19 protein-coding genes are annotated in these 21,110 nt (G+C 74.4%); all 19 read left to right on the top strand.

Annotated elements, in window-relative coordinates; translation table 11 throughout:
* Positions 1-81 precede the first annotated feature (81 nt).
* The 19 genes from Cs7R123_RS30460 (at position 82) to Cs7R123_RS30370 (ending at position 21,110) form a co-directional block, all read left to right on the top strand.
* The gene (locus Cs7R123_RS30460; protein WP_212831519.1) at positions 82-546 is read left to right on the top strand and encodes a MarR family winged helix-turn-helix transcriptional regulator; all 465 of its coding nucleotides are present in this window, start codon (positions 82-84) and stop codon (positions 544-546) included.
* Entirely contained in the window at positions 543-959 is a 417-nt protein-coding gene (locus Cs7R123_RS30455) for a hypothetical protein (protein WP_212831517.1), read from the top strand. The genes Cs7R123_RS30460 and Cs7R123_RS30455 overlap by 4 nt, the downstream gene beginning before the upstream one ends.
* 120 nt (positions 960-1,079) lie before the next feature.
* Positions 1,080-2,324, top strand: coding sequence for a hypothetical protein (locus Cs7R123_RS30450; protein ID WP_212831516.1), 1,245 nt, complete (start codon positions 1,080-1,082; stop codon positions 2,322-2,324).
* Between the two features lie 209 nt (positions 2,325-2,533).
* On the top strand, positions 2,534-3,034 hold the full coding sequence (locus Cs7R123_RS30445) for an RNA polymerase sigma factor (RefSeq protein ID WP_212831514.1): 501 nt from the start codon (positions 2,534-2,536) through the stop codon (positions 3,032-3,034).
* Positions 3,034-3,789: a hypothetical protein gene (locus Cs7R123_RS30440; protein WP_212831511.1), complete on the top strand. Its 756-nt coding sequence runs from the start codon at positions 3,034-3,036 to the stop codon at positions 3,787-3,789. The genes Cs7R123_RS30445 and Cs7R123_RS30440 overlap by 1 nt, the downstream gene beginning before the upstream one ends.
* 52 nt (positions 3,790-3,841) lie before the next feature.
* Positions 3,842-4,456, top strand: coding sequence for a DUF2625 family protein (locus Cs7R123_RS30435; protein WP_212831509.1), 615 nt, complete (start codon positions 3,842-3,844; stop codon positions 4,454-4,456).
* Positions 4,457-4,496: 40 nt separating this feature from the next.
* The gene (locus Cs7R123_RS30430) at positions 4,497-4,694 is read left to right on the top strand and encodes a hypothetical protein (RefSeq protein ID WP_212831507.1); all 198 of its coding nucleotides are present in this window, start codon (positions 4,497-4,499) and stop codon (positions 4,692-4,694) included.
* Between the two features lie 100 nt (positions 4,695-4,794).
* Complete coding sequence (locus Cs7R123_RS30425; protein ID WP_244872239.1) at positions 4,795-6,525, top strand: GTPase domain-containing protein; 1,731 nt, start codon at positions 4,795-4,797, stop codon at positions 6,523-6,525.
* Positions 6,522-8,135: an ABC transporter gene (locus Cs7R123_RS30420; RefSeq protein WP_212831505.1), complete on the top strand. Its 1,614-nt coding sequence runs from the start codon at positions 6,522-6,524 to the stop codon at positions 8,133-8,135. Before Cs7R123_RS30425 ends, Cs7R123_RS30420 begins: the two co-directional genes overlap by 4 nt.
* A gap of 37 nt (positions 8,136-8,172) precedes the next feature.
* Complete coding sequence (locus Cs7R123_RS30415) at positions 8,173-8,910, top strand: NRDE family protein (RefSeq protein WP_212831503.1); 738 nt, start codon at positions 8,173-8,175, stop codon at positions 8,908-8,910.
* A 200-nt stretch (positions 8,911-9,110) separates the two neighbouring features.
* Positions 9,111-9,464 (top strand): hypothetical protein, encoded by a 354-nt coding sequence (locus Cs7R123_RS30410; protein WP_212831502.1) that lies wholly within the window; start codon positions 9,111-9,113, stop codon positions 9,462-9,464.
* A 223-nt stretch (positions 9,465-9,687) separates the two neighbouring features.
* Positions 9,688-10,629: a hypothetical protein gene (locus tag Cs7R123_RS30405; RefSeq protein WP_212831501.1), complete on the top strand. Its 942-nt coding sequence runs from the start codon at positions 9,688-9,690 to the stop codon at positions 10,627-10,629.
* A 451-nt stretch (positions 10,630-11,080) separates the two neighbouring features.
* The gene (locus tag Cs7R123_RS30400; RefSeq protein WP_212831500.1) at positions 11,081-12,532 is read left to right on the top strand and encodes an APC family permease; all 1,452 of its coding nucleotides are present in this window, start codon (positions 11,081-11,083) and stop codon (positions 12,530-12,532) included.
* A 1-nt stretch (position 12,533) separates the two neighbouring features.
* Entirely contained in the window at positions 12,534-13,337 is an 804-nt protein-coding gene (locus Cs7R123_RS30395) for a hypothetical protein (protein ID WP_212831499.1), read from the top strand.
* Entirely contained in the window at positions 13,334-14,551 is a 1,218-nt protein-coding gene (locus Cs7R123_RS30390; protein ID WP_212831498.1) for a pyridoxal-dependent decarboxylase, read from the top strand. The genes Cs7R123_RS30395 and Cs7R123_RS30390 overlap by 4 nt, the downstream gene beginning before the upstream one ends.
* An 89-nt stretch (positions 14,552-14,640) precedes the next feature.
* Positions 14,641-16,074, top strand: a complete 1,434-nt coding sequence (locus Cs7R123_RS40880) for a pyridoxal-dependent decarboxylase (RefSeq protein WP_212831497.1) — start codon at positions 14,641-14,643, stop codon at positions 16,072-16,074.
* A 196-nt stretch (positions 16,075-16,270) separates the two neighbouring features.
* A complete protein-coding gene (locus tag Cs7R123_RS30380) occupies positions 16,271-17,302 on the top strand; it encodes an endonuclease domain-containing protein (RefSeq protein WP_212831496.1) in 1,032 nt (343 codons plus the stop codon).
* Between the two features lie 2 nt (positions 17,303-17,304).
* Positions 17,305-17,976: a hypothetical protein gene (locus tag Cs7R123_RS30375; RefSeq protein WP_212831495.1), complete on the top strand. Its 672-nt coding sequence runs from the start codon at positions 17,305-17,307 to the stop codon at positions 17,974-17,976.
* Positions 17,973-21,110, top strand: a complete 3,138-nt coding sequence (locus tag Cs7R123_RS30370) for an ATP-binding protein (protein ID WP_212831494.1) — start codon at positions 17,973-17,975, stop codon at positions 21,108-21,110. Before Cs7R123_RS30375 ends, Cs7R123_RS30370 begins: the two co-directional genes overlap by 4 nt.

The raw sequence follows: 21,110 nt of genomic DNA, 5'->3' as shown, positions 1-21,110 counted from the left end.
GGCCGCCGCGCCGACCGTTCACGGCACGGCGGCCGGGAAAAATACTAGCCATGGCTATAGTAGCCATGTACATTAAATCCCATGAGCGAAGCACGTGCCGCGACACCGGGGTTCCTGGTCTGGCGGCTGTCCATGAAGTTCCGGGTCGCCGTCGACCGCGCGGTGGCCCCCCTCGGCCTCACCCACGCGCAGTACTCGGTGCTCGGCTCCCTGTACGGCATGCAGCGGGCGGGGGAGAGCCCCAGCCAGCGCCGCCTGGCCGACCACACCGGCCTGGAGGCCCTCTACATCTCCAAACTGGCCCGCGGCCTGGAGGCCGCCGGGCTGGTCGACCGCGCCCCCGACCCCGACGACACCCGGGCCGTGCGGCTGACCCTGACCGAGCACGGCCGCGAGGTCACCGCGCGGGCCGTCGTCATCGTCCGCGACCTCCAGGAACGCCTGCTCGCCCCGCTGGGCGGCCTCGACGGCGAGCGCACCGCCGCGTTCGTCCGCGACCTGTCCCTCCTGCTCGACACCCCGCTGGACCCGAAGGAGAAACCATGACCACCCTCAACGGACAGATCCTGGGCCAAGCCGAGCGCGCCGCCCGCGCGGTGCTCGACCGGCTGCTCGACCAGGATGGAATCGACTTCCACCGCTGGGTCGCGCTGAACGCGACCAACGGCGCGCCGGTCCCCGGCCCGGCACTGACCGCCCGGCTCGCCGCCGGGCTGAAGGTCGCCGAGGCGGAGGCCGCCGTCGCGGTCGAGCAGCTCACCGCGGCCGGCCTGCTGGCCGACACCGGGGCCGGCGTGGAGCACACCGCCGCCGGGGCGGCCCGGTTCCAGCAGCTGCGCGCCGCCGTCGGCGAGGTCACCACCCGGCTGTACGGCGGCATCCCCGCCGACGACCTGGCGGTCGCCGGGCGGGTGCTCCAGCTGGTCACCGCCCGCGCCAACGCCGAGCTGGCCGCCTGACGCCCGGTCACCCGCGCGGGGGGATCGCTCCCCCCGCGCGCGTGACATCCGGCCGGGCAGGCATTGCGCGCACAGCGATATAAGGGGCATTTTGGACTCCTCCGGTGTAGGGAGTCTGAGATGCGGGCACGGCAGTCTTTGGCGGCGGGCGCGGCGATCCTGGTGGCGTTCGCCTGGGCACATGCCGGGGCATCCCCGGTCGGCCGGGCCGCCGCGGCCGGCACGGCCACGCCGCCGCTGGTCGCGTACGCGGGGAAGGCGTTCGGCGGCGACTGGCAGTCCTACGGCACCGGCGTCTTCGACAGCGCCCGGGGCGAACTCGGCACCGTCGGCGACGACGAGCTCAGCTCGCTGCGGGTGGCCCCCGGCTACCGGGTCGCGGCCTGCGCCGACGGCGGCACCGACGGCCGGGTCGACGAGGGCGACCTCGGCGAGTGCCGCCTCTTCGGCCCCGGCGACCACGACCGGGTCGACAAGGACCTCGACGACAAGACCTCGCTGCTGGCGGTGTTCGGCGGCCCCTCCCGGCATCCCGGCGCCACCGCGTACCAGGGGCCCGGCTTCACCGGTGCCGACCTGCCGCTGGGCGTCGGCGGGTTCGAGGCCGCCACCGGCGCGCTCGACCGGCTCGGCGCCGCGGTCTCCTCACTCGCCGTCGAATCCGGATACCGGGTGCTGGCCTGCGACAACGACACCGTCTCGGCCGGATCCGACGCCGACCTCGGGCTGTGCCGCCTGTTCGGCCCCGGCCGCCACAGCAGCGTCGGCGACGACCTGCAACGCAAGGTCTCGCTGCTCGCGGTCGGCGGTCCCGCGCTGATCGCGACCGGCGACGCCGGTATGGCCGGGCCGGCGCAGGACTTCGGGCCCGGCATCCACCAGGCGCTCACCGGCGAGCTGTCCCAGGTCGGCAACGACACGATCACCTCGCTGCGCGTCGCCGACGGATACCGCGCCATCGCCTGCGAGGACGACCGCACCGACCTCATCGGCGAGGGCGACCTCGGCCTGTGCCGCCTCTACGGCCCCGGCGACCGCGACCTGTCCGGCGGCCGCCTCAACGACGCCGTGTCCCTGCTCGCGGTGTATCCCGGCGGGGCGAGCGGCGACAGCGTCCTGGCGTACGCCGACCGCGACCTCAACGGCACCTCCGCCCCGTTCGGCCCCGGCTGGTATCCGGCCGCCGACCTCGGCAAGGTCGGCAACGACACGGCCAGCTCGCTGCGGGTCCGGTCCGGACGCGCCGTCGCCTGCGAGCACGACCGCGAGAAGCTCGGCACCTGCCGCCTGTTCACCTCCGGCGACCACCCGTTCGTCGGCCCGTCCCTCAACGACCGCCTCTCCCTGCTCGCCGTGGCCCCCTGACACCTTGCACCCCCCACCCGCCCCGCCGCCGCGGGGCGGGTGGGCGTTCGTGCAGTTTCGGGGAAAGTGCTGGAATCGCCGCCAAGATTCGTGCAGTTTCCCCGAAACTGCACGCCCATGCCCACGCCCGCGCTTCACGCGGCGGGCGGTAAAGGTGGGGGAGGGCTGGGGCGTTGTCTGTGCGACAGTTCCCGGAACAGGTGGAGTCGATGGACGATTTCGGAGAGTTCTACGCCGCCCGCAAGGACGCGGTGTATCGGGCCGTGCTGGTGGCGACCCGGGGCGCCCCCGGGGCCGAGGACGCGGTGGCCGAGGCGTTCACCCGGGCGTTCGCGCACTGGGCGACGGTGCGCGCGCACCCGAACCCGGTGGCCTGGGTGCTGCGTACCGCGCTCAACGAGCAGCGGTCCTGGTGGCGGCGGCTGCGCCGGGAGGTGCTGGCCGAACCGCCCGAGGTGGGCGTGGAGCCCGGGGCGTACGCGGGACTCGACGCCCGCCTGCGCGCCCTGGTCCTGGCGCTGCCCCGGCGCCAGCGGGAGGTGCTCGCGCTGCGGGTGCTGGCAGACCTGTCCGCCGAGGAGACCGGCGGCGTGCTGCGGATAACGGCGGCGACCGTCCACGTGCACCTGCACCGGGCACTGGCGGCGCTGCGTACCCAGGTCGGTGCCGTGACGCCGGACGGCTTGCGGCTGGTCGAGGAGGCGATGTGATGACGCTGGAGCTCGACGACGAGCGCCTGGCCGACCTGATCCGCCGGGCGCACCGGGACACGCACCTGGCGGTGCCGCTGTCGCGGATCACCCGGGGCCGTCCCGCGCGGCGCCCGCTGCCCCTGGTGCTCGCCGCAGCGGCGCTGGTCGCGGTGGTGCTGCTGAGCACCTGGTGGCTGACCGGCGGCGGCGGGCCGCACGCGCAGCCCGCGCTGCCCTCGGCCGCGCCCACGCCGACGTCGGGCAAGCCGCCCCGGCCGTCGTCGGACGCGGTGGATCCGCTCGGCCGGTGCGCCGACTACGCCGCGGCCGACCTCGCCGCCGACGGGCGGGACGCGCTGCCGCCGCTGCGGTTCCAGCTTGAGGTGGTGCCCGGCGAGCTGACGCTGCTGCTGTACGCCGAGGACCGCTGGGGCGCCGCCTGCTGGCTGACCCCGCAGCAGGGCTACGTCGACGTCAACGGCTCGTCGCTGACCACCGAGATGAATCCGAGCTACCCGCCCGGAAGGCTGTCCAACAGCTCTGCGGCCTACGCGACGGATCCGCGGGCGGCGTACACGTTCGGGCGGGTGCCGACCGGGACGACCCGCGTCGAGGTGCACTTCCCCGGCGGGCCGAAGGTCGTCGCGCAGCTGCGCGACGGCTGGTACGTCTACGCCGCGACCGGTGCCGACGCCGACCGGATCGCCGAGATCACGAAGATCGTCGTGTCCACGGCGGACGGGCAGCAGACCCTGCCGATCGAGCACGGCTGAGCAGTGGCCGGGGTGCCCCACGGCGGGGCGCCCCGGCCTCTACGATGCGCGGATGCAGCAGAGCGCGTGGCCTGAGGTGCTGGAGGCGGTCGCGGGGGCGCCGTACCCGGTGGAGGTCCTGCCCGCCGACCCGGAGCGGGCCAGGCGGTGCCTGGACGGGCTGGAGATCACCGAGCGCTCCTGGCTGGGCGCGGTGACCCTGCACAGCGGCGGCCTGCTGATCGACCACGGCTGGCTGCGGGTGCTCGGCGGCGGCACCGACACCCTGCCCGACGTGCTGGCCGAGGCCGACCCGTCGCGCGGCGGTCTGGTCATCGCGTACGACGTCCTGGGCGGCATCTTCATCTGGGCCCCGGCCGGACCCGGCGCCGCCCCGACCGTCCACTACTTCGCCCCCGACTCCCTGCGCTGGGAGGACCTGGACCTCGGCTACGGGCAGTGGCTGGGCGCGATGCTGTCCGGCGCGCTGACCGGCTTCGCCGAGGGCCTGCGCTGGCCCGGCTGGGCCGAGGAGGTCGCCCAGGCCCGCCCCGACCAGGGCATCAACACCTTCCCGCCGCTGTGGACCAAGGAGGGCAAAGACCTGTCCGCGGTATCGCGCAAGGCGATCCCGCTGACCGAACTGGTCAGTTACCACCAGCACTGCGTGGAACAGCTCGGCGGATAATCGGCTGCGTCGATCGCGTCGCCCGGCTACCTTGATCGGCATGACGACGATGCTGGTACAGGTGGATCTGAGGTCGAGCGGCCGCTATCTCACGTGCTGGGTCGAGCCGAAGGTGCGCGTGGGCGACCAGGTCACGCTGAAGACCTCGGACGAGCCCGCCCGCCGCTGGGACGTGCTGCGCGTGGGCGAGGCCCGCGCCACCACCGACATCAAGCGCGGCTGGAACAACAACATCTGACCAGCACGAACAGCTGCCTGAGCCGCCCCGTCCCCGCTGGGACGGGGCGGTTTCGTATGTTGCGGGAGTGACGAGCCGCGATATTGGGCATGCTGGACGCATGAACGAGGCAGGAGCAGGGCTGGCGGCGTCGCTGGTACGGCTGCGCGATGAGCTGGCCGCGGCGGCGTACCCCCTGCCCCTGCCCGACGCCGCCACCGACACCGCCCTGGCCCGGGCGACGGTCGGCCAGCTCGACGACTACCTGATCCCGCGCCTGGCCCGGCTGGACGCCCCGCTGCTCGCGGTCGCGGGCGGCTCGACCGGCGCGGGCAAGTCGACCCTGGTCAACAGCCTGGTCCGGGCTCCGGTCAGCGTGGCCGGGGCGCGCCGCCCCACCACCCGGGCGCCGGTGCTGGTCTGCCACCCCGGCGACGCGACGTGGTTCGGCCAGGCGCAGCTGCTGCCGCGGCTGGGGCGGACGCACACCCCCGGCGGCACCGGCACCGACCTGGTCATCGTCACCTCGCCCGAGCTCACTCCCGGTCTGGCGCTGCTGGACGCGCCCGACATCGACTCGGTGGAGGAGGCCAACCGGGTGCTGGCCGAGCAGCTGCTCGCCGCCGCCGACCTGTGGCTGTTCGTCACCACCGCGGTCCGCTACGCCGACGCGGTGCCGTGGGAGCTGCTGACCACCGCCCGCGACCGGGGCACCGCCGTGGCGGTGGTGCTCAACCGGGTGCCGCCCGGCGCCGACGGCGAGGTCGTCCCGCATCTGCGCGAGATGCTCACCGAGCACGGCCTGGCCGAGGTCGGCCTGTACGTGGTGGCCGAACGCGTCCTGGACGCCCAGGGCCTGCTGCCGCCGGAGGCGGTGGCGCCGCTGCGCGACTGGCTGGACCAGCTCGCCCGCTCGGCCGCCGAGCGGGCCCGGGTGATCCGGCAGACCGTCGACGGGGCCGTGGCCGCCCTCGGCCCGGCCGGCGACCGGCTGGCCGCCGGGGCCGACGCGCAGGCCGCGGCCGTCGGCGAGCTGCGCGAGGCCGCCGACCGGGCCTACCGTGACGCCGAGCAGGCCGTCGACCACGGCCTGCTCGACGGGGTGCTGTTCCGGGGCGAGGTGCTGACCCGCTGGCAGGAACTGGTCGGCACCGGCGAGTTCATGCGCGGCCTCCAGGCGCGCGTGGGCCGCTGGCGCGACCGGCTCGTCGCGGCGGTGTCGGGCAAACCGCTGCCCGACGAGCAGCTCAAGACCGCGCTGGAGTCGGGGCTGGTGACCTTCCTGCATGCCACGGCCGCCGACGCCGCCGAGCAGGCGGTCAACGCGTGGCGGACCCGGCCCGCGGGTGCGGCGGTGCTGGCCCGCCCCGGCACGCAGGACCTCGGGTCGGCCTCATCCGACATCCAGGCCCGCGCCGACCGGCTGGTGCGCGACTGGCAGCGCGGCGTGCTGGAGCTGGTGCGCACCGAGTCGGGCAACCGCCTGCTCGCCGCCAAGGCCAGCGCGTACGCGGTGAACGCGCTCGGGCTGTGCCTGATGGTCGCCGTGTTCGCCGCGACCGCGTTCATCCCGACCGGGGCCGAGATCGCGGTCGCGGGCGGCACCACCATCGCCGCGCAGAAGGTGCTGGAGGCGGTCTTCGGCGACCAGGCCGTGCGGCGGCTGGCCCAGCAGGCCCGGCAGGACCTGCTGGCCCGGGTGCGCACCCTGTACGGCGAGGAGGCGCGGCGGTTCCACGCGGCCCTGGCCGCCGTCGGGGTGGATCCGGACGCGGGGCAGCGGCTGCGCGCGGCCGCCGCGGCGGTGCGCGCCGCCCGGCAGGCCGACCCGATCCCGGGCGGTGCCGCGTGAACGACACCGCCGTGTACGACCGCATCGAGGCCCTGCGCGCGTTCACCGCCGCCGCGCGGCCGTACCTGCCGGAGGCCGACCTGGCCGCCGCGGCGGCGCTGGCCGTCAAGGCCGACGAGCGGCTGGCGCTGTCGCGGCTGCACACCGTCGTCGCGCTGGCCGGCGCGACCGGCACCGGCAAGTCCAGCATCTTCAACGGGATGGCCGGGCTGTCGCTGTCGCAGGCGGGCCTGCGCCGCCCCACCACCGGCCAGGCGCACGCCTGTGTCTGGGGGGACCAGGGCGCCGACGACCTGCTCGACTGGCTCGGCGTCGGCAAGCGCTTCGTCCGGCCCGGCGGCGCCGACCCGGACCTGTCCGGCCTGGTGCTGCTGGACCTGCCCGACTTCGACTCGGTGCACGACGCCCACCGCGCCGAGGTCGACCGGCTGCTGGCCGTGGTGGATCTGATCGTCTGGGTGCTGCACCCGCAGAAGTACGCCGACAAGATCGTCCACCACGGTTACCTGGCCCGGTTCCACCGCCACCGCGAGATCACCGTGGTCGACCTCAACCAGGTCGACCTGCTGTCCCCGGACGACCTGCAACTGTGCCTGGTCGACCTGCGCCGCCTGCTCGCCGACGACGGCCTGGCCGACGTGCCCGTGCTGACCAGCTCCACCGTGGGCCCGCCGGGGCTGCGCGCGCTGGCGGACACGGTCGGCGCCGCCGTCGCGGCCCGGCAGGCGGCGCTGCGGCGGCTGGCCGCCGATGTGGACGACGCCGTCGCCGACCTGAAGCCGCTGGTCGCCCCGGACGTCCCGAAGGACGCGCTGGGCAAGCAGGTGCTGCGGCCGCTGACCGACGCGCTGGCGCGGGCGGCGGGCGTGCCGCTGGTGGCCGCCGCGACCGAGCGCGCGTACGTGCACCGCGCCCGCAAACGCACCGGCTGGCCGCCGCTGCGCTGGCTGCGCCGGGTCCGCCCCGACCCGCTGACCCGCCTGCACCTGGGCGGTCCGGCCGATCCGGACACGACCGGGCCGGTCGGGGCCACCTCGCTGAGCCCGGCCGCGCCCGCCGAGCAGGCGGCGGTGGCGCTGACACTGCGCGACACCGCCGCCCGTGCCGGGGCCGCCCTGCCCGCGCCCTGGCGCGACAGCCTGCTCGCGGCGGTGCGCTCCGGCGCCGACGGCCTGCCCGACGCGCTGGACCGGGCGGTGGCCACCACCGACCTGGGCGTGGCCCGGCCGCGGCGCTGGTGGACGCTGATCAACGTACTGCAATGGGTCTTCGCGCTGACGGCGCTGGTCGGGCTGGTGTGGCTGGGCGTGCGCTGGGCCATGTTCGCCCTGGCCCTGCCCGCGCTGCCGCTGCCGCAGGTCGCGGTCCAGGGCTGGCAGCTGCCGACCCCGACCGCGCTGCTCGCGGGCGGGCTGCTGGCCGGGCTGCTGCTGTCGCTGCTGGTGCGGCCCGTGGTCCGGCTGGCCGCCCGGCGCCGCCGCCGCCGGGCCGCCGCGCGGCTGCGCGCCGGGGTGGAGCGGGTGGCGCGGGAGGAGGTGCTCGCCCCGGCCCAGCGGGTGCTGGACGCCTACGACGGGGCGCGGTCGGCGCTGCGGCGGGCGGGGGGCTGATGCGCCGCCCCGGGACGCGATGCGGTGAGATGGTCCTATGTGCACGGTGATGCTCAGCTGGGAACCCGGCGCCCGCACCCCGCTGCTGGTCCTGGCCGTACGCGACGAGGTGCTCGACCGGCCGTGGCTGCCCCCGGCCCGGCACTGGGCGCCGCTGCCGCTGTTGGGCGGGCTGGACCGGCTCTCCGGCGGCACCTGGCTCGCCGCCGACCCGGAGACCGGCCGCGTCGCCTGCGTGCTCAACGGATCGGGGTCCGAACCCGATCCGGCGGCGCGCCGCTCCCGGGGGGAGCTGCCCCTGGGCGCCGCGTGCGGCCGGGCACTGCCCGCCGACCTGGGCGTGTTCTCACCGTTCCACCTGGTGACCGCCGCGCCGGGACAGGCACCCGGGCTGGCGGGCTGGGACGGGCGGCGCCTGGCCGGGTCGGTGCTGCCCACCGGTGTCACCGTGGTGTCCAACACCGGCGCCGATCCGGCCGATCCGCGTACGGCCGCGCTGACCGCCCGGCTGTCGGCCGCCCCGCGCCCCGATCCGCGCGACGACGCCCCGGAGCAGGCCTGGGCGAGCTGGCTGGCGGTGCTGGCCGCGCAGCGGGTCGCCCCGCCCGCCGACCCGCACGCCGTCTTCCGCCGCGGCACCGTCGACGGCCGCCGGGCGTACGGTTCCAACTCGCTCACCCTGCTCGCGGTCGCGCCGGGCCGCCTGCGCTACGACTTCACCGCCCTGGGTGATCCGCCGTGGCCGCCGCTGGGGCTGACGACCGTACTGCGCTGAGCTGCTCACGGCGGCCGCGTCAAGCCCCCGTGGGTGTGATGCGTCCGCATCAATTTCCATGCATCGACCCCTGGACATCGTGGCCGCTTTCCCCCTAAATGGATCGGGACCCGCAGCAGGCCGGCAGCGGGCCGTGGCGGTGTGCGGGGTGGGACGGAGTCGTCCTGCCCGGATGTCGCCAGGTCGTAAGGGGTGGACGAATGACGCCGTCGGTGTTGGAACTGAGCAGCCAGGGCGCACAGCCGTCCGCCGACGGGGCCGCCGACGCCCTCACCGCCCAGTGGTGCTGGACCTCGGCGGCCGACGCCGACGGGGAACCGCTGCGCGACGTGCTCGCTCGGCGTGACATCGGCAAGCTGTTCACCTTCCTGCGCGGACAGGGCATGAGCGTCAACGCGATCAGCCGCGCGACCGGGATGCAGGAGCACTCGGTGCGTGCCGTCTGCGGCGGCAAACGCACCGTGCAGCACTACGACGTGCTGGTGCGAATCGCTGAGGGATTGCGCATTCCGCGAGACATGATGGGCCTCGGACAACGCCTGCACCAGCACTGAACCACTCTTGAATTACCGGCTGTGACGATATCGCCGCCTACTGCGGCTTGGCGGGATCGCAGGTTTGCCGTAGCTTTCTCTGCACAGCAGACCGGGCCGATGCGACAGAAACGGGGACGTGCGCAGTGGCTTTACAGGTAAGGAGGCCACACTGATGACGTCGTACACCGTCACGATCTCGCCGGACGATCCGTCTCTCGCCACGACTACACTGCGTGTGGAGGTGACGGACGCTTCCGCGATCGTGACGGAGCTGCTGCTGCGTGCCGGTGACGGCGGCGGCCTCACGCCGGGCGGCCTGCCGGTGCTCGACCTGAACCAGCTGGTCCGCGCGGTCACCGCCGCGACCGGTGCCCCGCTGCCGCCCGCCGCGCTGCCCGCCGCCGCGTCCGCGCCGGAATCCGCCGCGCGGCCCGTCATCGTCGTCGAGGCCACCGCACCCGTCACCGCCGCCCCGTCGGGCGCCAGGCCCGCCGCGCCCGCCAGGCAGGCCCCGGCCGCCCGGAGCACGGCGCCCGCGCCGCGCGGCAGCGCGGCCGGGAGCACCGCCGCGCAGCCCGCCGCGCGGCCCGCCCCCGCGCGGGCGACCGCCGCGAAGGCTGCCCCGGCCAAGGCACCTGCGGCCAAGGCGGCTCCGGCTCCGGCCGTGGTGGCCAAGGCGGCTCCGGCCCCGGCCGTCGTGGCGAAGGCCGCCGCCCCGACCGCCGCGAAGGCGGCCCGGCCGACCTCGGCGCCGGACGGACCCGCGCTGATGCCGGTGTTCGCCGCCCCGCCGGCCGCGACCGAGCCGCAGCCCGCCGCCGCGCCCGTGGCCCCCGTGGTGCTCGCGGCGCCCGCCGAGGCGGCCGCCTCGGCCAAGCCCGCGAAGGCCGCCGCGCCCAAGGCGGACGGCAAGGGCGCCAAGGCCGCCGCCGCACCGGCCAAGACCGCGACGGCCAAGGCCGCCGGTCGCAAGACGACGGCGGCGAAGGCGGCCGCGAGCAAGGCCGCCAAGCGCGGCGCGGTCAAGGCCCCCGCGCGGGTCTACCGCCGGGTTCCCGACGACTTCGAGTCGGTGATGCGCCAGACCGGCGACAACGGCCCCGCCATCGCCGACCACTACAACGTGCCCAAGCACACCGCGTACGGCTGGCTGCGCACCGTGCGCAGCCGGCCCGACGCCTGACCGTCCCGGTCCCGCGAGGCCCGCTCCACCCGCCGCCACGGCGCGGGCAGGGGCGGGCCTCGCGCGTGTCGGCGATGAAATCCACCGGTCCGAACGGTGTCGGGACCGGGTCGGCCGGTGCCCGGCCGTGACGATCGGACCGCTGGTCCGCACGCGTGTCGCGGCAACCCGGCACGTTTGCGTATGGTGTCCTGACGCGACTGTCCAGTATGGGGGGTCCAACTTAGACCCCCATGACAGTCTGGTGCTCCAGCGATTACAGTCGGCTCGCTTTATCGAAATGCCTGCGGGCGGTCGGGCACTCACCGGAAACGAGCAGCGTGGCTCGATGGTGCGTGCACCCGGCTGGGTGGGGGCGAACGACGCTGGGGAGGCGGACCGCGATGCGCGGAATCGGCAAGGACGGAAGCGGCACCGTGCCGCACCGGGCACAGCAGGCCCGGGAGGTGCGATGACGGGGCGCGCACTGGCCCGCCGGACGCTGGGCGCCGGATCGCTGTGGGTCTTCGCGGTCGGGGCGTCCTCGCCGCTGACCGTGCTGGTCGGCGGTGTCGTCGCGATGTACGCCTTCACCGGCGTGGTCGCGGTGCCGCTGTCGTTCGTCGTCATCGGCGTGGTGGTCGGCCTGCTGGCCGTCGGCTACGTCGCGATGGCCCGGCACGTGCCGCACGCGGCACCGTTCTACGCGCTGCTCGCGCGCGGACTGAACCCGTCGGTGGGGGTCGCCGGCGCGGTCATCGCGTTGCTGGGCTACAACGCCATCCAGATCAGCCTGTACGGCCTCTGCGGGGTCACCCTGGCGGGCCTGGTCGGCGGGCAGTGGTGGGTCTGGGCTGCCCTGGTCTGGGTCGTCGTCGCCATCCTCGGCCAGCTGCGCGGCGTCACCAACGCCAAGCTGCTGGGCACCCTGCTCGCCGTGGAACTGGCCATCATCGTCCTGTTCGACCTGGCCGCGATCGCCAACCCGGCCGAGGGCCTGGACATGTCGCCGTGGTCGCCGTCGCAGCTGGCCGTGCCCGGCATCGGTGGCGTGCTCGCGTTCGCGATGGCCGCTTTCGTGGGCGGTGAGACCGGCCCGGCCTTCGGCGAGGAGGCCCGCGCCGACGGCGCGGTGGGGCGCGCCATGGCCGCGACCGTCGCGTTCCTCGGCCTGTTCTACGCCGTGTCGGCCTGGGCGTTCGCCGTGGCTGTCGGCCCGGACCACGTCGTGGACGCCGCACGCGACCCCGATCAGGGCCCGCTGGGCGTGCTGGGCACGGTATACGGCTCCGGCATCATCACCGTGGCCACGGTCCTGCTGGTCACCAGCGTCATCGCCGCCATGTCGGCGTTCCACGCCACCGTGGCCCGCTACATCTTCGCGCTGGCCCGCGAGGGGGTGCTGCCTCCGGCGCTGGCCAAGCTCAGCGGCGGTGTGCGGGGTGGCGCGCCGCTGGCCGGCTCGGCCGTCCAGTCGGTCGTGGCGGCCGTGGTCGTGACCGCGTTCGTGCTGGTCGGGGCCGACCCGATGACCATCATGTTCACCTGGCTGTCCACCATCGGCGGTATGTCGGTGCTGGTGCTGCTGGTGCTGTCCGCCCTGTCGGCGCGCGCGTTCTTCGCCCGCGGCGGCGGCTCCCGCGAGTCCGTCCTCGTCCGCACCATCGCGCCGACGGTCGGCGCGGTGACCGGCTTCCTCGTGATCGTGTTCATGCTGTCCAACCTGGGCGCGCTGCTGGGCGTGTCGCCGGGGTCGAAGTGGCCGTGGATCATCCCGGTCCTCATCGCCGGGGCCGGTCTGACCGGTCTGGCCTGGGGCGGCGGTATGCGCCGCGGTCGCCCTGGCGTCTACCAGCAGATCGGGCGGGGCACCCCGAACCCGCTCACCGTCGGCGACCACCGCCTCGAACCCCTGGAGCTGTGACATGGGACCGACCGCATACGGGCAGTCGCAGCCCGGCACCGGAAACCGGCCGCACGGCATGGACGAGCAGTCCGATCCCATCGGTGAGGCGTCCATGCTGGACCTGGCCCAGATGGCCGACCTGCGGCACCAGGCCGCGCAGCGGCTGCGCAAGATGAACGTGCTGCACGCCCGGCACGCGTGGGAGAAGCGGCGCTCCGACCCGCTGTCGCCGTACGCGCTGGCGTTCCTGTACAAGCAGGTCGATCCGTTCCGCCGCGACCGGCAGCTGCTCACCGCGTCGACGAAGATCTGGCTGGCCGGGCCGGAGGTCAGCAACCTGCCCCGGCTGCTGTTCGAGCTCAACCAGACCATCGCCGCGCAGCGCCCGCCGTACGACGTGCGCTTCGCGCTGGCCAACCGGCGCGACGACACCATGACCGACAAGGCCGTCTACGCCGGGCTCGGCGTGTCCAGCCTGGACACCCACACCGGCACCTGGGAGCAGGTCCGCTCGCAGGTCAGCCGGGACTCCGACGTGCCGGGCAGCATCCGGGTGGTGATGACCGACGGCAGCGTCATGGTGGGGGAGCGGCGCGGCCTGGCCGAGTTCAACACCTTCCAGGTGCACTCCACGCACAGCCTGGAGGTCGCACCCGGCCACCACCTGATGCAGTGGAGCCCGGTCGGCCTCGACAACCTGATCTCCGACGAGTACCACGGCCAGATCGTGCGCTGGATGAACGAGCTGTCCACCACCCTGGCCTGGGCCGACAACCAGCGCATCGCCGCTGCGCAGGCCCGGGGCCGCAGGAGGGCCGGGTGACCGGCGCGCCGGTCACCCCGCTGCGACCGGCGGCGCCGCCGCTGTCGGTCGCAGCGACCCTGCGGGACCTGACCGCCCGCCTGGCGCAGTCACGACATTACGACATCGGGTTCCCCGGCGCGGTGGACCTGGTCTTCCCGGAACTGTCCGAGCTGATGACCGGCCACCTGCTCAACAACGTCGGCGACGCCTGGGGCGACCCGGGGCACGGCGTCAACCACACCAAGGAGCTGGAGCGGGAGGTCGTCACCACCATCGGCGACCTGTTCCAGGCCCCGCGCGACTGCTGGGGGTACGTCACCGGCGGCGCCAGCGAGGGCACCGAGCACGCCCTGGACGAGGCGTGGCAGCGCTACCCCGACATCGTCGTCTACACCTCGGCGGCGGCGCACTACTCGGTGGCCAAGGCGGCGCGCAAGCTCAAGTTGCAGCTGGTCATCGTACGCACCGACGTCACCGGGCGGATGGACGTCGCCGACCTGGCCGGGGAACTGGCCCGGCGCCGCGAGCGGCCCGCGATGATCGTGGCGACCGCGGGCACCACGATGACCGAGGCGATCGACGACGTCGCGGCCATCCGCGAGGTCTGCGACGACCTGGCCATCATCCGGCGGCGCATCCACGTCGACGCGGCCATGGCGGGCGTCCCGCTGGCGCTGCTGCCCGAGCGGCAGCGCCCGGCCTTCGACTTCGCCGCCGGAGCCACCTCGATGGTCGTGTCGGGGCACAAGTTCCTGTCTACCCTGATGCCGTGCGGGGTGCTGGTGTACGCCCAGTCCCCGTACCGCAACGCCGACACCCGGGTGTCGTACACCGGCAGTGCCGACACCACCATCACCGGCTCCCGCTCCGGCCACACCCCGCTGATCCTGTGGACGGTGCTAAACCGGGTTGGCCTGGACGGCCTGCGGGCGCGGGCCGAGGCGTCGCGGCGGCTGGCCGACTACACCCACAAGCAGCTGTGCGAGCTGGGCTGGGACGCGCACCGCAACCCGCACGCGTTCACGGTCACGCTGCCCAGCCCGCCGTCGGGGCGGCTGGGCCGGTGGGTGCTCGCCGACGACGGGCGCCTGTCGCACGTCGTCTGCATGCCGGGGATCACCGTCAACCAGATCGACGAGTTCCTCTCCACGCTGGGCCACGGGCCCGGCCGGCGGCGGATGCTGCGATCCCGTGCTGCCGCCTCTTCGGCGGTGCTCAGCCCGGCGGTGTGAGGCCGAGGGCCGGGGTGGGGCGGGCGCTGCTCGCCCCACCCCGGTGGGTCCCGTGCGCCGCGTATCGCCGTCCGGCGAGGATGTACCCCGTGGACGAGCTGTTTGGAGCCGGGCGGACCGCCGCCGAGATGGCGGCCTGGCATGTGGCCGGGATCGCCGGTGCCCCGGTGTGGCGGCCGGTGTCCGACGACGACCGGGCCTGGCTGACCGGCCAGCCGCTGCCCGCCGCCGGGCGGCCGCTGACCGAGCTGCTGGCCGACGTGCGCGACCGGGTCATGCCGTACCCGATGGGAAACGGCCATCCGCGCTTCTTCGGGTGGGTCAACTCCGCGCCCTCGCCCGCCGGGATCGCGGTCGCGCCGCTGGCCGCCGCGCTCAACCCGAGCTGCGCCGGGGGTGAGCACGCCGGGGTGCTGCTGGAGCATTCCGTGCTGCGCTGGCTGGCCGAGCTGGTCGGATTCCCGCACCGGCCCGGCGGCGGCCTGCTGACCAGCGGCGCGTCGATGGCCACCGTCATCGCGCTGGCCGCCGCGCGCGGCCGGGCCGCCCGGCGCGACGGCTGGGACGTGCGCGAGGACGGCCTGGCCGGGCAGCCCCCGATGACCGTGTACGTCGGCGCCGAGGGCCACAGCTGCGTGCAGAAGGCGGCCGAGCTGCTCGGGATCGGCCGCCGGGGCCTGCGCACCGTGCCTTGCGACGATCGGCTGCGGATGGACCCGGAGGCGCTGTGGCGCCTGATCGAGCAGGACGTCGCGGCCGGAATGCGGCCGATGTGCGTGGCCGCCAGCGCCGGGACGGTCGGCACCGGCGCGGTCGACCCGCTGGCCGAACTCGCCGACATCGCCGCCGCGTACGACACCTGGTTCCACGTCGACGGGGCGTACGGGGCGCTGGGCGTGCTCGCCGTGCCCGGACCGTACGCCGGGATGGACCGCGCCGACTCGCTCGCCCTGGACCCGCACAAGTGGCTCGGCGTGCCCGTCGACTGCGGCTGCGTCCTGGTCCGCGACCCGTCGGCGGTGCGCGACACGTTCAGCCTGGTCCCGGCGTACCTGCGGGACGACGGCGCGGGCGACCTCGGCTGGTTCTCCGAGTACGGCCCCGAGCAGACCCGGCCGTTGCGCGCGCTGCGGGTCTGGGCCACCCTGTCCCACCTCGGCCGCGACGGGGTCACCGACCTGATCGGGCAGACCGTGGCCCGCACCCGCGAACTGGCCGGCCTGCTCGCCGCCGCGCCCGACTTCGAGCTGACGGCCCCGGTGGTCACCTCCATCGCCGCGTTCCGCCACCGCCCGCCGGGCCTGCCCGACGACGAGCTGGACGCGCTCAACCGGGCCATCCCGGCGGCGGTGCAGCGGCGCGGCCTGGCATTCCTGACCGGCACCCGCATCGCCGACCGGGAATCGCTGCGCGCCTGCCTCCTCAACCCCGCCACCACCACCGACGACCTGCTGATCCTCCTCGGCGAGATCCGCGCCGCCGCCCACCACCTCACGCGAGTTGCCGGGCAATCGGGGGATTGAGCGGTCAAGATACGCCCGACTGCCCGGCGACTCGCGTGATCTTCGGGGTGGTCTCACCAGATCGGAGCAGCGGGGGCAGTAGCCCGATCCGGTGAAGTTTGCGTCCCCTCGGCGTGCCGGGGGGCCGAACATCCGGTTGCGGGGCAACGGGAACGCGAGCAGACTCGCGATCGTCGTCGCTCAGGGGAGTCAGATGATGGCGCAGAGTTGGGCAGACCTGCCGCTGGGCAGGGTCGTACGCCTGCGCGGCGCCGCTCTGGACGCCGTCGAGCTCTCACTGCGCCCGCTGCCCGACGGGGCGCCCGCCGTGGTCGTGTACCACCCGCAGGCCGCCCGGACCACCGCCGACCTGGTCGCGGCGGTGCTGGCCGAACTCGAACGCGTCGCCGTCCAGCTCCTGCCCGCCTGGCTGCCCGCGGCCGCCGCGCTCGACGGCCCGGCCGGAGCCGGAGTCGCCGCCGTACGCGCCCTGGCCGCCGAACTCGCCGCCGACAGCGGCCACTTCGGACCGTTCCTGGCCGACCTGGCCGAGACGGCCCTGCGCGGCGGCGGTCCCGGCACCACCCGCTTCGCCCCCGAGGTGCGCGCCGCCGAGCTGGCCAAGGTGCTCGCCGCCAGCTACAGCCGCCGCGGCACCGCGATCGTCGTCGACGTGCCGGACCTCGGCCCGGCCGCGCAGCGGGTGCTCGGCGCCGCCTGCGAGTGGCTGGCCGCCCACGGCGCCTTCGGGGTATGGCTCACCGGCGCGCCGCTGCCCTCGGCCGAGCGGATCGAGCCCGTCCCGTTCCCGCTGCCCGAGCACGTCGCCCAGGTCGTGGCCCATACCCCGGCGGCACCCGTCCCGGCGCCGCCGCCCGGGACGGTCACCTACCCGCCGGTCGAAGGCAGGCCCGACCCGAACAGCGCCGCCGAGAAGGCCCTGGAGGCGGCGCTGGCCAAGGCCGCCTGGGCGACCGGCCGGATCTGGAACCGGCGGTTCGAGACGCACCCGCACTACATCATCGACCTGCAATGGCGGGCCGAGCGGTGCGCCGTGGAGGTCGACGGGCCGGAACACCGGGGCCCGCGTAAGTTCGAGAACGACCGGCGCCGCGACGTGCTGCTCCAGCTCGACGGCTTCGCGGTGCTCCGCTTCACCAACAACCAGGTCCTCACCGAACTCGACCAGGTGCTGTCGCATCTGGAGCGATACATCCGCAACAGCCGCAACGACGCGCACAAGGAGTGAAGATGGCAGGCACCACCCTCAAGCCCTCCCAGAAGGCCTTCCTCATGCTGCTGATGGCCGAGGCCCGGGAGGTCTCCAACAGCGAGCTGACCGCCCGCTACGGGATCTCCCTGACCGGCGAGGACAGCCGCGCACTCGTCGAGGCGAAGCTGGCCGTCCGCCGCAAGGTCGGCCGGGGCCTGGCGCACGAGCTGACCGACGACGGCTGGGCGGAGTGCAAGAGGGAACTGACCGCCGAGTATGTGAAGGGCACCGGTCCCGCCGTCCCGGCCCTGCACGCGCTGCTCGGTGCCGTCGAGCGCTACCTCAGCCGCGCCGAGCTGAGCCTGGGTGAGGTGTTTACGGCCAGTGACGCGCCCGTCGAGGCGCCGAAGCCGGTCAGGGTCGCCAAGCCGCGCGTGGTCAAGCCCGCCGAGGTCGAGAAGCGGATCGGCACCGCGTACCGCAGGCTCGCCGCCACCCCGCAGGGCTGGGTCAGCCTCACCGACCTGCGCGCCGCGCTGTCCGGCATCGACCGGGGCGCCGTCGACCAGGCGCTGATGACCATGGCGGTGCACCGGGCGGTGGTCCTGGTGCCCGAGGAGAACCAGAAGAACCTGAGCGACGCAGACCGCGCGGCCGCGATCCACATCGGTGGTGAGGACAAGCACCTGCTGTCGATCGAGGCGGCATGAACGAGGACGACCGCAGCGCGCTGTCCTGCCTGAGGTTCGACGTCGCCCCCGTCCCCGACGACGTCTGGCGCAGCTCGCCGTTCCACGTCGAGGCGCTGCACGGCGAGGTGGCCGGGTACATCCTGGACGGGCTGGCCGACGCCGAGCGCAGCGCCGACGGCAGCCCGATGGGCGTGGCCATGCAGGGCCAGGCCGGCTCCGGCAAGACCCACCTGCTCGGCTGGGTACGGGAGCAGACGCAGCTCAAGGGCGGCTACTTCTTCCTGGTCGGGCTGCTGGACGGCGGCTACTTCTGGAAGAGCACCGCACTGGCCTTCCTGGACGGCCTCTACCGGCCATACCGGGAGCAGCGCAGTCAGCTCGCGGTCTTCCTCGACCGGCTGTGCGAGCAGGCGGGGGTGGGGGAGCAGGCCCGGGCCGCGATCGGCGGCAACGGGCTGCTGGAACGCGGCCACGTGGACGAGTTCGTCGGCGCGCTGCGCCGCCACCACCAGCCGGTCGGGATGGCCTGCCACCACACGGCGCGGGCCCTGGTGCTGCTGGCGGCGGGCGACCCCACCGCACAGGACGTCGGTTACGCGTATCTCCAGTCGATGGAGGAGCTGGAACAGGGTGAGCGGCACGCCTGGGGCATCCACCCGGAGCCGAAGCTGCCGCAGCTCGTCGTGCAGGAGATCTCCCAGCTGCTCGCGCTGACCGGACCGGCCGTGGTCGCCGTCGACCAGCTCGACACGCTCATCGCGCAGGCGGTCACCGACACCTCCGGCGGCAGTGCCGGTGACGAGAGCCAGGACCAGATCATGCTGGTCAACCGCATCGCGGACGGGTTGATGTCGCTGCGGCAGACGACCCGGCGCACGCTCACGGTGCTGTCGTGCCTGCCCTCGACCTGGACGCTGATCCGGACGCAGGCCACGAAGTCGGTCGCGGACCGGTTCCGGGAGGCGGTGACGCTAAAGGGGATCGCCAGCGCGGACATCGCGCGCGACATCGTCGAGAAGCGGTTCGCGGTGCGCTTCGCCGAGATCGGGTACGTCCCGGAGTACCCCTCCTGGCCGGTGCTTCCCGAGGCGTTCGCGTACGCGACGGTCATGACGCCGCGCCGGCTCATCAACACGATCAACGACCACGTCCAGTCCTGCCTGCGCCGGGGCGTGGTCCGCGAGCTGGAAAGCCTGCTCGCCGACGGCGATTCCGCGCCGCCGGTGGTGCCGGTCGCCCCGCAGCCGCCGGGCGACGACGTGCTGGAGGCGCGGTTCACACAGCTCAAGCAGGCCGCGGACATCTCCGGGGCGCTGCGGCCGTCCACCGAGGACAGCGTGGTGCGTGAGCTGCTCGAAGCCGGGCTGGCCGCCTGGATCGAGGAGCAGGGCCGCTTCGGCGGGCAGTTCAAGCTCGATCCGCCGCAGGGCGGGAAGGTGGCCCTGCACGCCCGGCTGCGCCGGATCCTGGACGAGACGGTCGAGGACGAGCAGCACTGGTCGTTCCGCGCGGTCTCGGCCGAGCAGCCGATCGCGGCGCTGGCGCGCATCCACGCGGCGCGGACCGGCGCCGGGCTCAGCCGAGGCATCACCAAGCGAAAGCTGTTCCTGCTGCGCAACGAGGACTGGAACAAGGGCCCCAAGACCCAGGAGGCGCTGAAGGCGTTCACGGAGGACGGCGGCGCCTGGCTGAAGATGGGCGAGGACGACCTGCGTACCTTCGCGGCGCTGCGGCAGCTGCTGGCCGAGCGCGATCCCGGCCTGGCGGCGTGGCTGGTCTCGCGGCGCCCGGCCGGGCGCACGATGCTGCTGCGCACCGTCCTCGGCGAGGTCGCCGCGGAGCTCGCCCAGGTCGAGCAGGCGGCCGAGGCCGAACCGGCCGAACCGGCGGCTGACGCGGCCGCGACCGGCGGGGAGTCGGCGGTGATCGCCCTCGGCACCGGGTACGACGACGGGCTGCCGCTGCACCTTCAGCTGGAGTGGCTGCGCAAGCACACGGTGATCTTCGCCGGTTCGGGCTCGGGCAAGACGGTGCTGATCCGGCGCCTGATCGAGGAGTGCGCGCTCCAGGGCGTGTCCACGATCGTGCTGGACCCCAACAACGACCTCGCCCGCCTCGGCGACGCCTGGCCGCAGCCGCCGTCGGGCTGGCTGGACGGGGACGCCGCGCGGGCGGCGGAGTTCCTCGACGGCACCGACGTCGTCGTGTGGACGCCGAACCGCGACGCGGGCCGCCCGGTGTCGTTCCAGCCGCTGCCGGACTTCCGCAGCGTGCTGGGCGATCCGGACGAGCTGGCGATCTCCATCGCGGCGGCGGTGGCCAGCCTGGCGCCGCGCGCCAAGGTCGACGGCAACACGGTCAAGGCGGAGCTGGCGCGGGCGGTGCTCAAGGAGTCGCTGACGGCGTTCGCCCGTACCGGTGGCGGCGGGTTGAAGCAGTTCCTCGACCTGCTCTCCGAGCTGCCGGAGGGGCTGAGCCAGATCGACGACGCGGAGCGGATCGGGTTCGGGCTGGCGCAGACGCTGCGGGCGGCGACGGTCAACGACCCGCTGTTCGGCGGGGACGGGGCCCCGGTCGATCCGGGGCTGCTGCTGACCCCGGCGCCGGGCAAGCGGGCGCGCATCTCGGTGGTCAGCTTCGTCGGCCTGCCCTCCGACGAGCAGCGGCAGAGCTTCGTCAACCAGCTCCAGATGGCGCTGTTCGCCTGGATCAAGAAGAACCCGGCCGGGGAGCGGCCGCTGGGCGGCCTGTTCGTCATGGACGAGGCGCAGACGCTGGCGCCGTCCGGCCCGATGACCGCGTGCACCCGCAGCACGCTGGCCCTGGCCTCGCAGGCCCGCAAGTACGGCCTGGGCCTGGTCTTCGCGACCCAGCAGCCCAAGGGCCTGCACAACGGCATCCCGGGCAACGCCGCGACGCAGTTCTTCGGGCTGCTCAACGCCCCGGTGCAGATCGACGCGGCGCGGGAGATGGCCCGCGCCAAGGGCGCCGACGTGCCGGACATCGCGCGGCTCGGCACGGGCGAGTTCTACGCCTCAGGGGAGGGCTTCGCGTTCCGCAAGGTGCGTACGCCCCTGTGCCTGAGCCACCACCCCAAGAGCCCGCTGACCACGGAGGAGGTCGTCGATCGCGCCCGCGCCGCCCGCGACTGA

Source organism: Catellatospora sp. TT07R-123 (assembly GCF_018327705.1).
GTDB lineage: Bacteria > Actinomycetota > Actinomycetes > Mycobacteriales > Micromonosporaceae > Catellatospora.
This window is presented reverse-complemented; position numbering and strand designations above follow the sequence as displayed.

Coding starts and splice junctions, on each gene's coding strand:
- Cs7R123_RS30410 (WP_212831502.1), top strand. CDS start 9,111: ATGACGCCGTCGGTGTTGGAACTGAGCAGCCAGGGCGCACAGCCGTCC.
- Cs7R123_RS30370 (WP_212831494.1), top strand. CDS start 17,973: ATGAACGAGGACGACCGCAGCGCGCTGTCCTGCCTGAGGTTCGACGTC.
- Cs7R123_RS30395 (WP_212831499.1), top strand. CDS start 12,534: ATGGGACCGACCGCATACGGGCAGTCGCAGCCCGGCACCGGAAACCGG.
- Cs7R123_RS30415 (WP_212831503.1), top strand. CDS start 8,173: ATGTGCACGGTGATGCTCAGCTGGGAACCCGGCGCCCGCACCCCGCTG.
- Cs7R123_RS30435 (WP_212831509.1), top strand. CDS start 3,842: ATGCAGCAGAGCGCGTGGCCTGAGGTGCTGGAGGCGGTCGCGGGGGCG.
- Cs7R123_RS30450 (WP_212831516.1), top strand. CDS start 1,080: ATGCGGGCACGGCAGTCTTTGGCGGCGGGCGCGGCGATCCTGGTGGCG.
- Cs7R123_RS30445 (WP_212831514.1), top strand. CDS start 2,534: ATGGACGATTTCGGAGAGTTCTACGCCGCCCGCAAGGACGCGGTGTAT.
- Cs7R123_RS30380 (WP_212831496.1), top strand. CDS start 16,271: ATGGCGCAGAGTTGGGCAGACCTGCCGCTGGGCAGGGTCGTACGCCTG.
- Cs7R123_RS30440 (WP_212831511.1), top strand. CDS start 3,034: ATGACGCTGGAGCTCGACGACGAGCGCCTGGCCGACCTGATCCGCCGG.
- Cs7R123_RS30425 (WP_244872239.1), top strand. CDS start 4,795: ATGAACGAGGCAGGAGCAGGGCTGGCGGCGTCGCTGGTACGGCTGCGC.
- Cs7R123_RS30455 (WP_212831517.1), top strand. CDS start 543: ATGACCACCCTCAACGGACAGATCCTGGGCCAAGCCGAGCGCGCCGCC.
- Cs7R123_RS30430 (WP_212831507.1), top strand. CDS start 4,497: ATGACGACGATGCTGGTACAGGTGGATCTGAGGTCGAGCGGCCGCTAT.
- Cs7R123_RS30375 (WP_212831495.1), top strand. CDS start 17,305: ATGGCAGGCACCACCCTCAAGCCCTCCCAGAAGGCCTTCCTCATGCTG.
- Cs7R123_RS30400 (WP_212831500.1), top strand. CDS start 11,081: ATGACGGGGCGCGCACTGGCCCGCCGGACGCTGGGCGCCGGATCGCTG.
- Cs7R123_RS30460 (WP_212831519.1), top strand. CDS start 82: ATGAGCGAAGCACGTGCCGCGACACCGGGGTTCCTGGTCTGGCGGCTG.